Below are 12,297 nucleotides of genomic sequence, written 5' to 3' on the forward strand. Positions count from 1 at the left end.
TCAACTAATATGAAGAAACTTATTTTATTGTCAACCGCCGCTGCTCTGCTGAGCAGCTGCGGCATATATACCAAATATAAGCCGGCCGAAAGCGTGCCCGACAACCTTTATGGGGAAGAGTTCAGCACTGAAGACACTACCAGTCTCGGCAGCATGGACTGGCACGAGCTTTTTACCGATCCGCAGCTGCAGGCCTATATCGAACAAGGTTTGCAGAACAATACCGATTATCTGTCCGCACAGCTTCGTATCGAGGAGGCCGAGGCTACCTTGCTTTCCTCCAAGCTTGCATTTCTGCCCTCGTTTGCATTGGCTCCTCAGGGGACGGTAAGCAGCTTCGATGGCGGAAAAGCTACACAGACCTATTCGCTGCCCGTTACTGCCAGTTGGGAACTGGATATTTTCGGTAAGATGCGCAACAGCAAACGGCAGGCACAGGCTCTTTATGCCCAAAGTAAGGATTATAAGCAGGCTGTACGTACACAGCTTATTGCCGGTATAGCCAATACCTATTATACGTTGCTGATGCTCGACGACCAGCTTGCCTGTGCGCAGGATATGGCCCGGTCGTGGGAAGAAACCGTTCGCTCTACCCGTGCCCTGATGAATGCAGGACAGGCCAACGAGGCTGCCGTATCGCAGATGGAAGCCGCCTGTTACGAGGTACAGGCATCTGTGCTCGACCTGAAAGAGCAAATCAACCAGGCAGAAAACAGCTTTGCATTGTTGCTGGCCGAGACACCCCGTTCCTACGAACGTGGTACACTGGCTGGCGTGCAGATGCCCGATGAGTTATCTGTAGGTATCCCCATGCAGATGCTTGCCAATCGGCCCGACGTACGTATGGCCGAACGGTCGTTGGAGTCGGCCTTCTATGCCACCAATGCGGCACGCTCGGCTTTCTATCCCTCCATTACGTTGAGTGGCAGTGCAGGCTGGACCAACTCGGCCGGATCCATGATTATTAATCCTGCCAAGTTCTTGGCTTCGGCCGTAGGTTCGCTCACCCAGCCGCTCTTTGCACGCGGACAGCTGTTGGGACAGCTTAAGATCAGCAAGGCGCAACAGGAAGAAGCCGCCCTTTCTTTCCAACAGACTCTGCTGAATGCAGGCAGCGAAGTGAACGACGCACTGACGGCCTGGCAGACCAGCCGCGACAAGAGCCTGTTGCTGGACAAGCAGGTAGCTTCGTTGCAGAAAGCCGTGAAGAGTACATCCTTGCTTATGGAGCATGGCACTACGACTTACCTGGATGTGCTTACTGCCAAACAGAACCTGCTGAGTGCCCAACTTACGCAGACCGCCAACCGCTTCAGCGAAATACAGAGTGTAATCAGTCTTTATTGCGCATTGGGTGGAGGACAGGAATAGATACTAATCTCTCTTTATACTCTTTTTTATAAGAAGACGAGCCATTCCGGGAAGTGATTTCCAGGGATGGCTTTTTATATAGAAACAAGGGATAAAGAAGATGGATTTCGTAGCATCCACTTCTTTATCCCTTGTCGTTTATTCACTTATCAACAGGTTATGTCCCGTTGGAGAATGTCTGTTAATACTGTGACCAGTCAACGTTGCGCATGTCGCCACTCTTAGCCAACTCGGCGTGCATACCCAGGGCAGCACGGATGGCGTGCGGAGTCTGTGACTTGCCGTCGGTCAGTTTCAGGTAATCCCACATGATGTTCTTGTAGTCGGGGTGAACACAGTTCTCGATGATAGTCTGTGCACGTTCCTTCGGGCTCTTGCCGCGGAGGTCGGCCACACCTTGCTCGGTAACGATGATGTTGACGTCGTGTTCGCTGTGGTCGGCGTGCGATACCATCGGAACGATAGCGCTGATCTTGCCTTCCTTGGCTACAGACGGGCAGGTGAAGATAGAGATGTAGGCATTGCGTGTGAAGTCGCCGCTGCCGCCAATACCGTTCATCATCTTCGTTCCGCCGATGTGGGTAGAGTTTACATTACCGTAGATGTCGGCTTCGATGGCAGTATTGATAGAGATAACGCCAAGACGACGGATAACTTCGGGGCTGTTGGAGATTTCCGACGGACGGAGTACCAGTTTGTTGCGGAAGAAGTCCATGTCCTGATATACACCGTTCAGACAGTCGTTGGTAACGGTGAGCGAACAGCCTGAAGCAAACTTCACGCGGCCGTCGCGGATCAGGCCGATCACGGAGTTCTGGATAACTTCGGTATATACGTCGAAGGCGGGGATTGTGGTGTCGCGTCCCAGTGCGCCGAGTACGGCGTTGGCAATGTTACCTACACCACTCTGCAGCGGCAGGAAGCTTTGCGGAATGATGCCACGTCTCATGTCGTGTACCAGGAAGTCGGCAACGTTCTGTCCGATCTTGTCGGTTACGGGGTCGGCAGCAGCAAACGAACGTGCTTCGTCTGGCCAATTGGTCTCTACTACGCCTACAATCTTCTTCGGATCTACCTGGATGTAGGGCAAGCCGATGCGGTCGTTGGGCTTGGTAATGGGTATTTCGCGGCGGTAAGGCGGGTCAAGGGGTTCGTACACGTCGTGCAGGCCCATAGCTGCCTTGCTGTGTGCAGCGTTCAGCTCGACGATGATCATGTCGGCCAAGCGGCATACGGTAGGAGCGATACCACCGGCAGCAGTCAGATAGATTTTACCGTCTTCGGTCAGCTCGCAGGCTTCGATGATGGCTACGTTTACTTTGCCCATGAAGCCATAGCGCAGTTCCTGTGCCATTTGCGAAAGGTGGATGTCGTTGTAGGCAATCTCACCGTTGTTTACGGCTTTGCGGAAATCGGGGTTGGTGGTGTAGGGAGCACGGTAGCGGATGGCTTTGGCGCGCGACAGGATACCGTCGCAGGCATCACCTGTAGAGGCTCCGGTGAAGATACCGATCTGGAAAGGATTTCCCTTTGCATGTTCGTCTTCTGCGATGGCAGCCAAAGCATGTGTAACGGCTTTGGCAGTTCCTGCGGGGGTAAATCCGCTCAGACCAATGTTGTAGCCATGTTTGATGAGGCTTGCAGCTTCTTCTGCTGAAATGTAATTAAATGCCATAATTGTTCTTTTATATTTTTGATGTTAAAGATTTCAGGGTCAAGTCTGTCCGTTCGTGAGTCTTTTAGCCGTTCAGTTGAAGAAAGGTAATATCTTGCCAACTTGCAAACGTAAAAGCGAAGGAACCGAATGCTTATGTACCGACAGCAGGTTTCAGTATTTCCTGTTCAGTATTTCTGCCCAAAGGATGCCTCGCCGTACTTCCTCTATCGACTGCAGGTCGAAGTCGGTTGCAGCGTGGTCTGTTTCTTGCCCGGCAGGGGCCGGAGGGGCGGTCGGTTGCGAAGTCGGGCTGATCCGGTGCGATGATGTCTGCCGGTCTCTTCGCGGGATGAAAGGTTCGGGTCTGGAAGTCTTCTGTTGCTTTTTCGGGGTATGGAGCTGTTCGGCTGGTTTGGGACCTTCGGGAATGTATCCGCCATAGGTTTCTCCTCCCCAGTTTTCGGGAAGCGGATTGGCTTCGTGGGGTAGGGGCATGCCATGTTCATCACTGGGAGGAGCTTCGGTACTTTGGGCTTCCTTCCTGAACTGCTTGATGATTCCGACCACGATGATTCCTGCCACCAACAGAAACTTGAAGATATCTTCCATACGCATGCTTGTTTTTCACCGCCAAAGGTAGTTAATTAATCTGATAGCCCCTAACATTTGGGCAATAAAAAAGGGCAGCTTCACAGCTCCCCTTAATTTTTTTAACCTAAACCTTAACTATGAAAAAATCTAATGTTTCTTTCATTGCACAAAAATGTAAAATAATTCTTTTTTTACCAAATTAACAGTCAGAAAAAGCTTTTTACGTTAACATTAATTAGTAGAATCACTGTCAAACAGGCTATTTCTGTTGCATTTTCTTTTCGTTTAAGGTGTTTTAGGCCAAAAATGGCGTTTGTTTTTCGGTTTATCTGTGGTGTGGGCGCGCACGTTGGATGTGTTACTTCAGAAAACATTGTTTTCATTTTCCCCGGCACTGTCCTTTCATTATCTTTGTCCCCGAAATCAATAAACTTTAGGAATAATGGAAAATCAAACGGGAGCAGACTTAAAATCTGCAACTGCCGGTGACAATAAGAAATTGTTCATCGAAACGTACGGCTGCCAGATGAATGTGGCAGACAGTGAACTGGTTGCGTCGATTATGAAAATGGCCGGATATACGATGGCCGAGACGCTGGACGAGGCCGATGCCGTGTTTTTGAATACTTGTTCGGTGCGCGACAATGCCGAGCAGAAGATTCTGAACCGCTTGGAGTTCTTCCACTCGATGCGGAAGAAGCATCGCGGGCTCATTGTGGGCGTGCTGGGCTGTATGGCCGAGCGGGTGAAGGAAGACCTTATCGCCAACCATCATGTGGACCTGGTGGCAGGCCCCGATGCCTACCTGACCTTGCCCGACCTGATTGCGGCGGTAGAGGCGGGCGAGAAAGCCATCAACGTGGAACTGTCTACCACGGAGACCTACCGTGATATCGTGCCTTCGCGCATCTGCGGCAATCACATTTCAGGTTTTGTGTCCATCATGCGCGGATGCAATAACTTCTGTACTTACTGCATAGTTCCCTATACACGGGGCCGCGAACGCAGCCGCGATGTGGAAAGCATCTTGCGCGAGGTGGCCGACTTGCAGCAGAAAGGCTACAAGGAAGTGACCCTGCTGGGGCAGAACGTCAATTCGTACCGTTTCGAGCGCGCCGACGGGGAGGTAGTGACTTTTCCGATGCTGCTGCGCCAGGTAGCCGAAGCTGCTCCGGGTATGCGTGTGCGCTTTACTACGTCGCACCCCAAGGACATGAGCGACGAGACACTGCACGTCATTGCCGACATGCCCAACGTGTGCAAGCACATCCACCTGCCCGTGCAGAGCGGAAGCAGCCGCATACTGAAGCTGATGAACCGCAAGTACGACCGTGAGTGGTATCTGGAGCGTGTAGCAGCCATCCGCCGCATCATTCCTGACTGCGGACTTTCGACCGACATCTTCTCGGGCTTCTCCAGTGAGACCGAGGAAGACCACCAGCAATCGCTCTCGCTGATGGAGGAGTGCGCTTACGATGCGGCTTTCATGTTCAAGTACAGTGAACGCCCGGGTACCTATGCCAGCAAGCACTTGCCCGACGACGTTCCCGAGGAGGTGAAGATACGCCGACTGAACGAAATCATCGCTTTGCAGAACCGACTGTCGGCCGAGGCCAACGCACGTTGCGTGGGGCAGACCTTCGAGGTGCTGGTCGAGGGAGTGAGCAAGCGCAGCCGCGACCAGCTGTTCGGACGGACGGAACAGAACAGGGTAGTGGTGTTCGACCGCGGCACACACCGCGTAGGCGATTTCGTGCGTGTGCGAATCACCGAAGCCAGCTCGGCCACGCTGAAGGGCGAAGAGGCGTCAGCCTGACGTCTCACTGCTTCGCAGGCAGTTATTTTTCTTTATAACATATCCATACCGACCGGGGGAGTCTATCACAGTCGTATACTGAGGCACCCTCGGTCGTATACTTAGCCCCCCTCAGTCCTATACTTAGGTACCCTCAGTCGTATACTGAGATAGACAGGACCTAACAGTACTTATATTCAAGAAGTTACGGAATCGGATGAGGGCTGTTTCCTGATTAAGAATATTCCTTGCAGAGCGCCGTTGTGCGTTCTTTTCTCTTAACTTTTGTAGAATATGCCGTGCCTGTGCAGGCAAAGGTTGAATAATGTATAAAATCGTTTCCGTCAGCATGAGGGAAACGGGAATTTTGCTACTTTTGTAAGTAGAGCCTGCGACGGAAGCCTTTCTCCCGACGCGCTGCGGCAGTGGTGTCTTCGCCCGCCGGCGCCGGAGGTGGCTGGTAGTGGTCCGGGCTGTCCGAAACAAGAAAGGAGGAGGATATGTACATCGTACGGAGAGTCTGTCTGAAAGTGATGATATGCAGCCTGTTGGCGGCGTTGCTCCCACACGACGTGTGGGCACAGGCTGGGGCGGAGGATGCGCCCCGCGACACGCTTCGCCTGGATATGGGGAACGGCGAACTGCCGTATGTCCCCTCGGTAAATACCCCTAAAATCGTGGCTCCCGACCTGATGGAGCTGGTGAAGGCTGCTCCGGATCTGCCTTCGCAGCAAGGAGCCAGTGCGTCCGAAGTGTCCGAGCCGACACCCCGCTTCTCGCTCGATGCGATGCCCGTCATCCCTTACTACACCCATCCTTCGCCGCTCTACCGGGGCGATTACAGCACCGGTGGCGTGATGACACGCCTCAGCAGGGGCTATCTGATGGGGGCAGGCAGTCAGACTTCACTGCCCGGCATCGGTCGGCTGAACGAGGCTTCGATAGGCTACGGACACAAGTTAAGCGACCGGCTGGACTTCCAGATCCAGATGAATGCCATGAAGATGACGATGTCGCACCTCAGCCGTCAGATGTTCAACACGTCGGGGATGCTGAAATATCAGGTTTCCGACCGCCTGGCCTTCCGTGCCTTCGGCTCGTATGTGATGGGCAATTCGTACGGTATGGGCACGAACAGTTACGGTGCCACCATGGTGATTGACATGACCGACCGCTTCGGCATGGAGGTAGGTGTGCAGCGTTACTACGACTCCATGCGCGGAGGTTGGCAGACGGTGCCGGTGGTTATTCCTTATTATAAGTTCGACAAGTTCACGTTGGGGCTCGACGTAGGCGGCATCCTGTACGAAATTCTCCGTACAGCCATCTTTGACAGCAAAAGCAGAAGTGAAGGGCCTACGATACTCCCGCCACGTCCGTCGCTGCCCATGCGGTAAACCGTGGCGGGCACAGGTGTCAGCGCCCCTCCGTCAGGGTGTTGAAGGAGTGCGGCGCCAGTTCGATGTTCAGGTAGCGGTTGCCCAGTTTCAGGCTGACAGTGCGCGCTTCGTCGTTGAAGTTTCCGGCTACGACTACCGTCTTTCCTTCGGCTGTTTTGGCCACTAATACCGGTGTGTTGCCTTCCGAGGCCGGATGGTAACCTACGATTTGTGTATCCCGGCCGATGAAATGGCTGTAATGTTTTGCGGCATAATATTCGGGGGTATAGGTGTAGGTGCGTGTCTGGCTGTCCACCCTGATCAGGGCATTCTGTTTCCAGCCCCAGGGGCTTTCGCCATTGTCGGCCAGGATGAAGTTCCAGAAGATGTATTCGTTGCAGCCGTTGCCCAGGTAGTGATTCATCAGCTCGAAGGTATGCTCGGCTGCTTTCCAGTCGAAGCTGCCCCATCCGCATTCACTCTCCGAACAGATGTAGCTCCAGTCGGGGTGCTGGCGGCGTATTTCAGGCAGTATTTCGCGTCCTTCCCATTGGAATCCCATGCCCGAGATGCAGGACTGTAGCTGCGGGTCGGCAAGTATCTTCTCCACATAGTCCTGACGGTTGGTGTTGAAGGTGCCCAGGTAAAGCTTCACGTCGGGGTGCAGGCGCTTCAGGGTAGGTGCCAGGTAGTCGCGGTTGAAGCGTATGGTGCCTTCGGCTGTCCAGGCACAGCCGGGATAGGGAGTGTAGCTGTAGGCTTCGTTCTGGTACATCACCATGTCGATGCGTATGCCCTGCTCGCGATAAGCGTCGATGAACTTGCAGAACATGTTGGCATAGGTTTGCAGGTAGCGCGGGTCTTGTATCATATAGTCGGTAGTGGCCAGCTTCTTGGGGAACTTGCCGTTGCGCTCGCCGGTCAGCTTCATTTCGTCCGGGTCGGTTTCTCCTCCCGTCTGACCATAGAGCAGGTAATTCATCTTTTCGGGCAGGTTGTTGTAAGGGCTGCTTAGTACGGGGTAGTCACCGTTGATTTTCATCCAGCTTGGCGGGCACCAGGGCGACACCCAGCAGGTAAGGTCGGGGTTGTACTTTTGCGCGGCGCGTACGAAGGGGATGATGGCCTGCTTGTCGCGGTCGATATTGAAGTAGCGTAGTTCGAAGTCGCCCTCCATCTCGTCGCAGCTGTACCACGAGCGGGCATAGTCGTTGGCTCCCATCGAGATGCGTCCGCGGGCAATGCGCAGGTCGCCGTCGGGGGCAAAGACGTTGTGAAGTATTTCGTCCTGCTCGTCGCGGGTGAGCAGGCCCAGTGCGTCCCAGTCCAGTTCGTTGAAGGTGGCTCCCCATGCCCGGAAAGTGGTGATGGGAGCGGTGGCGTCTGTCACGTCGAGCAGAGGTGTCTGTCGGGGCGAGGATTGCATTCGTACTTTGGCTTGTTGCCATGTGTTGCCTTCGCTGCTGCTGATGTGGGTGAACGTTTGTGCTTCGAGGTGTGCCGACAGCAATAAGGCTGTGCACGACAGGAATAGTCTGGCTGATGTTTTCATGTCATTCGTATGATTATGGGTTTGATGTTTACTTTGTATGTTGTTACGTTTCTGCGAAGTGTTACGCCTAATGGCGACTTCGCGTACGGACATAAAAAAAGGAGTACCGCTGTACTCCAACCTTTGTTAACCTTAAATCTAATACTATGAAAAACACGTTGCAAAGGTACGGCCTTTTCCGGAATCTGCAAATTTCCCGACCGGAAAGTGCTGTTTTATAACACGTTTTAAATCTGTTACAGATTTGTTAAGTATTTGGACCATCCGCTTAGGCTTTCAGGTTACGGATTGGTTTGCAGCAGTTGGATGAGGAACTCGCGCTGAAGCGAGTAGTTGCCGCTGTTCTGCTGGATGTATTTCAGCAGCTGTGCGCCTTCCTGGCGCAGTCGCGACTTTAGCAGCAGGTTGTCTTTCTCTACTTCTTCGGATAGCTTCAACATGCTGACGGCGGCCAGCTCCAACTTATTCATTCCGTCGGGCGTGTCGGCATAGCGTGCCGTCAGCTCTTCGGCAGTGGTGTTCAGCAGGTCACGGGTGTCGGTGCCCAGTATCTGGCGGGTCAGGTGGTCGTATTCTTCCCAGTCCTTCTCGCGTATTCTTTTCCGGTGGAGCAGGGCATCTACAATCATCGAGATGATTTCCTGTATCATGCGTATCAGGTAGTCTTGCTTTATCATAAGCCTATGTTGGGGTTTTATGCACCGCTGCCGTAGCAGAGGGTTTGCAGGTGTTGTCTGTAGGATGAAAGGGTAAAGGTTAACAGGGTTGGGGTACGGGTATAAAAAAAGGAGTACCGCTGTACTCCAACCTTTGTTAACCTTAAATCTAATACTATGAAAAACACATTGCAAAGGTACGGCCTTTCTTGAAATCTGCAAATTTCTGGCCGGAGAATGCGTTTTTTCTAACACGTTTTAAGGCTGCTATAGGTTTGTTAAGCATATCAATACGTTTTCTTCTTCCTTAACCTTCTTCTTCTATCTGCTTGAGTTCACGATTGGCACTCATCATCTCTTTTACCCGGTCGTGCGTGTAGTGGAAGGTAAAGTAGTCGGCTATGATACAGGCAGCCAGTAGCAGCGACATGAAGAGGATGTTGGACCGTGTGCCGTAGTAGCAGAGGAAGCAGATGAAGAACAGGGCGACGAGCGGATAACCTATCAGCAGCATACGGTTGTAACGGCTCTTGTATTGCAGGATGTGGCGTACCTGGTTTTCCAGATTGGTTTCCCGTCTGATTTTGCTCAGTTTGTTCAGGCTGAAGATTTGTGCAAGAAGACCGTATAAGATCAGTACAGCTCCTGTAATGCCGGGCATGATGTGGAAGCCGGGCTGGGCAATCCAGGCAGACGCGAATACGATGCAGACGATCAATACCATCGCCAGTCCCATCTTTTCCACGCGTGTCATCTTTTCCAGGCTGTTTTCCCGTCGTGTGTTCAGTATTCTTTTCACTTCTTCGCAGTGCAGAATTTCGTTGCGTGTGACCCGTTCGTTGAGTTCCTTCCACGCTTGTTGCATTTCTTCCAGATTCATAATAAAGGGTATTTAAAGATTGGACATTGTTTTCAGTTTCTCTTTGATGCGGTGCAGTCTGACGGCTACCTGATTGCGGTTGGTACCTACGATTTCGGCTATTTCGTCATAGGTCTTTTCGTCTAACCAGAGGACGATATACATGCGGTCCAGCTTGTTCAGGCGGCGGATGAGGCTGTACAGGGTGTTCAGCATTTCGGCCTTCGGGTCGTTGTCGGGCAGGTCGATGTCCGCCAGTTGCAGGGGCACGTACTCGTGGTGCTTTCGGCGGCGCAGGTCGCTGATGCAGGTATTCAGGGCGACACGGTAGAGCCAGGTGCTGAAGCTGCTTCGGTTTTCGAATGTGGCGTAGCTTTTCCACAGGTTATACACCGTCTCCTGGTAGAGGTCGGCGATATCTTCCTTTTCCTGCGCATACATCAGGCACACTTTATAGACGATGTGCTGGTGTTGCAGCAGCAGTTCGGTGAATTCTTTTTCCTTGTTGGTATCCGTCATATCCTTGCTTTTTTGTTTCGTTAGTCGTGCAAGGCTTCGGCATAGTTACAGGCAGGGCGTTATTTTTTTCCGGTTAGGAAAAAATTTCTGGGCAATCGGGGAAAATCCGCGGCCCGACTGAAGAATCATCGGGGACGGCCTGACGGGGAGGGCGGAGGAGACATACAGGCATAAAAAAAGGAGTACCGCTGTACTCCAACCTTTGTTAACCTTAAATCTAATACTATGAAAAACACATTGCAAAGGTACGGACTTTCCGGAGATTAGCAAACAATCCAAGCAAAAAAGTATGTTTTATAACACGTATTAGCGGCTTTATAGACTTTTTAAATGTTTACAGGCGGTATTCTGCTGCAAAACTCTATTTTTGCACGATCTGTAATAATCCCCTATAGCCATGCGACACGTTATGATTCTTTTTTGCCTGATTGCGTCGGTTGCAGTCGGTTCCTTTGCCCGGCCGGCTTCGGACGGGGGCGAGGTAGTGATATGTGGGAAGGTGCTGAATCGCGATTTCTATCCCAATGAACGCAAATTCCGTTTATCGTTGTCCTATTTCAGCGGTCAGGATGTCTGCTATACGACGCCTTTGCGCGACGATGGCAGTTTCTTCTTCCGTTTCCCTTTGTGCGATGCGCTGTGCGAGGTTTCGCTGGACAATTATGCGCCCCGTCTGTATGTCAGTGCAGGCGACAGCCTTTACCTGCAAATCGACTTCAAAGACTTGCTGCATCCCGTGGTGAAGGGTTCGCGGGCAGCTCTGAATCAGGGCATGCAGCATTTTGTCGGGGAAGGCTATTACCTGCCGGACTATTATTATGCAGAGGATGTTCGTGCCTCCGGCGAGGCATTCGACCAAGCTGTGGAGAAAGAGTATGAGGAGCGGAAACAGAGGCGGGCCGACTTCCTGACCCGCTATTTGCCCGGCGACGACGTGGCAAGGCTGACGGAGCGTATGTTGCTGGCCGACTACTGTGCCGAGCGTTTCCGATATGCGCGCGAATACTTGCGGCAGATACTTATTGAGAAACGGACGGACTGGAAACAGGAGATGGCAGGTTACGAAGCCCTGTTTCCGGAAGTGAATGCGCTGTTGTCTGACGAAGTCATTACGTCGGCTCATTTCCGGTTGCTTTATCATCTGAACTTTTATCTGCAATACCGGCGCTATGCCGTGGGCGATGAGTCTTTTACCGACATGGATTTGGTGGACGAGCAACAGGGCAACATGCTGTCGCAGTTCCTTTTGGCCAATATGCTGGGCAATTCGTTGGTTCATAACGATACGGTAGATTTTACGGCTGCCCGTCCGAAGTACGATGCACTGGTGCAGGTGCCTGTGTTGCGCCATGCGGTGGACCTGCTGTACAGGCGGACCATGGAATATCTGCAGCATCCCGAGGGCTACTCTCATTATCTGCTCCATGGCGACGCCTCCGACAGCGAGGCAGAGCAGTACATGGCGCCCCTGCGCTCGCTGATAGACAAGCATCGGGGAAAGGTGGTTTATATCGACTTTTGGGGAGTTCATTGCCCTCCCTGTCTGGCAGAGATAGAGCCGATGAAGAAGTTGCGTGCGCAGTATCGTACGGACGATGTAGCCATAATCAGTATCTGTGGTAGCGGGAAACGTGCCGACTACGAACGGATCTTGCAACGTTTCTCCCTGCGTGACACAGCGATCGAAAGCCTGTTTCTTGAGGACTGGGTGGACAGTAGCAACTGGAGTAAGATACGCAAGCATCTGGGCATCGACGGCATTCCCTACTTTCTGCTGGTGAATAAAGAAGGAGTGATTGTGAATTATGGTTCAATGGTACGGCCCTCCTGGCCTCAGACGACTGTCCAGATTGACCGGCTGATAGCCAAATAAACAGCCCGCACGACGAATGCACTTCGCGTACGGGCATAAAAAAAG

Annotated in this window: 10 protein-coding genes; 4 read left to right on the plus strand and 6 right to left on the minus strand. The window is 52.5% G+C overall.

Translation table 11 applies throughout. The features are described 5' to 3' along the window. The first annotated feature begins 9 nt into the window (after positions 1–9). The gene (locus BQ5591_RS02015; RefSeq protein ID WP_022162604.1) at positions 10–1,371 is read left to right on the plus strand and encodes a TolC family protein; all 1,362 of its coding nucleotides are present in this window, start codon (positions 10–12) and stop codon (positions 1,369–1,371) included. A 181-nt stretch (positions 1,372–1,552) separates the two neighbouring features. Here the strand turns inward: BQ5591_RS02015 and BQ5591_RS02020 are convergent, their stop codons facing one another. Together BQ5591_RS02020 and BQ5591_RS02025 are read right to left on the minus strand one after the other, a co-directional pair. Beyond that, the gene (locus tag BQ5591_RS02020) at positions 1,553–3,046 is read right to left on the minus strand and encodes a butyryl-CoA:acetate CoA transferase (RefSeq protein ID WP_071148233.1); all 1,494 of its coding nucleotides are present in this window, start codon (positions 3,044–3,046) and stop codon (positions 1,553–1,555) included. 153 nt (positions 3,047–3,199) lie between these two features. Next, positions 3,200–3,637: a hypothetical protein gene (locus BQ5591_RS02025; protein WP_071148564.1), complete on the minus strand. Its 438-nt coding sequence runs from the start codon at positions 3,635–3,637 to the stop codon at positions 3,200–3,202. Positions 3,638–4,061: 424 nt separating this feature from the next. Between BQ5591_RS02025 and miaB the strand changes: the two genes are divergently transcribed. Then, the gene (gene miaB, locus BQ5591_RS02030; protein WP_071148234.1) at positions 4,062–5,435 is read left to right on the plus strand and encodes a tRNA (N6-isopentenyl adenosine(37)-C2)-methylthiotransferase MiaB; all 1,374 of its coding nucleotides are present in this window, start codon (positions 4,062–4,064) and stop codon (positions 5,433–5,435) included. A gap of 479 nt (positions 5,436–5,914) precedes the next feature. Next, the gene (locus BQ5591_RS02035; protein WP_071148235.1) at positions 5,915–6,811 is read left to right on the plus strand and encodes a hypothetical protein; all 897 of its coding nucleotides are present in this window, start codon (positions 5,915–5,917) and stop codon (positions 6,809–6,811) included. A gap of 19 nt (positions 6,812–6,830) precedes the next feature. On the opposite strand, the gene BQ5591_RS02040 is transcribed toward BQ5591_RS02035, so the two are convergent. The 4 genes from BQ5591_RS02040 to BQ5591_RS02055 all read right to left on the minus strand — a co-directional run bounded on the left by BQ5591_RS02040 (position 6,831) and on the right by BQ5591_RS02055 (position 10,379). Next, positions 6,831–8,345: a glycoside hydrolase family 30 protein gene (locus tag BQ5591_RS02040; RefSeq protein ID WP_071148236.1), complete on the minus strand. Its 1,515-nt coding sequence runs from the start codon at positions 8,343–8,345 to the stop codon at positions 6,831–6,833. 281 nt (positions 8,346–8,626) lie between these two features. Continuing rightward, positions 8,627–9,022, minus strand: a complete 396-nt coding sequence (locus tag BQ5591_RS02045) for a hypothetical protein (RefSeq protein ID WP_071148237.1) — start codon at positions 9,020–9,022, stop codon at positions 8,627–8,629. A 286-nt stretch (positions 9,023–9,308) separates the two neighbouring features. After that, positions 9,309–9,881, minus strand: coding sequence for a hypothetical protein (locus tag BQ5591_RS02050; protein ID WP_071148238.1), 573 nt, complete (start codon positions 9,879–9,881; stop codon positions 9,309–9,311). Positions 9,882–9,893: 12 nt separating this feature from the next. Further along, complete coding sequence (locus tag BQ5591_RS02055; RefSeq protein WP_071148239.1) at positions 9,894–10,379, minus strand: RNA polymerase sigma factor; 486 nt, start codon at positions 10,377–10,379, stop codon at positions 9,894–9,896. A gap of 409 nt (positions 10,380–10,788) precedes the next feature. Between BQ5591_RS02055 and BQ5591_RS02060 the strand changes: the two genes are divergently transcribed. Then, positions 10,789–12,252 carry a TlpA family protein disulfide reductase gene (locus BQ5591_RS02060; protein ID WP_071148240.1) on the plus strand — a complete coding sequence of 488 codons (1,464 nt, stop codon included), beginning with the start codon at positions 10,789–10,791 and terminating at the stop codon, positions 12,250–12,252. The last annotated feature ends 45 nt before the right edge of the window (positions 12,253–12,297 follow it).

The organism is Bacteroides ndongoniae, from assembly GCF_900108345.1.
Classification (GTDB): Bacteria; Bacteroidota; Bacteroidia; order Bacteroidales; family Bacteroidaceae; genus Bacteroides; species Bacteroides ndongoniae.

Excerpts from the sequence above, each read along its gene's own strand:
- BQ5591_RS02015 (WP_022162604.1), top strand. The coding sequence starts at position 10 with ATGAAGAAACTTATTTTATTGTCAACCGCCGCTGCTCTGCTGAGCAGC.
- BQ5591_RS02060 (WP_071148240.1), top strand. The coding sequence starts at position 10,789 with ATGATTCTTTTTTGCCTGATTGCGTCGGTTGCAGTCGGTTCCTTTGCC.
- BQ5591_RS02025 (WP_071148564.1), bottom strand. The coding sequence starts at position 3,637 with ATGGAAGATATCTTCAAGTTTCTGTTGGTGGCAGGAATCATCGTGGTC.
- BQ5591_RS02050 (WP_071148238.1), bottom strand. The coding sequence starts at position 9,881 with ATGAATCTGGAAGAAATGCAACAAGCGTGGAAGGAACTCAACGAACGG.
- BQ5591_RS02035 (WP_071148235.1), top strand. The coding sequence starts at position 5,915 with ATGTACATCGTACGGAGAGTCTGTCTGAAAGTGATGATATGCAGCCTG.
- BQ5591_RS02055 (WP_071148239.1), bottom strand. The coding sequence starts at position 10,379 with ATGACGGATACCAACAAGGAAAAAGAATTCACCGAACTGCTGCTGCAA.
- BQ5591_RS02045 (WP_071148237.1), bottom strand. The coding sequence starts at position 9,022 with ATGATAAAGCAAGACTACCTGATACGCATGATACAGGAAATCATCTCG.
- miaB (WP_071148234.1), top strand. The coding sequence starts at position 4,062 with ATGGAAAATCAAACGGGAGCAGACTTAAAATCTGCAACTGCCGGTGAC.
- BQ5591_RS02040 (WP_071148236.1), bottom strand. The coding sequence starts at position 8,345 with ATGAAAACATCAGCCAGACTATTCCTGTCGTGCACAGCCTTATTGCTG.
- BQ5591_RS02020 (WP_071148233.1), bottom strand. The coding sequence starts at position 3,046 with ATGGCATTTAATTACATTTCAGCAGAAGAAGCTGCAAGCCTCATCAAA.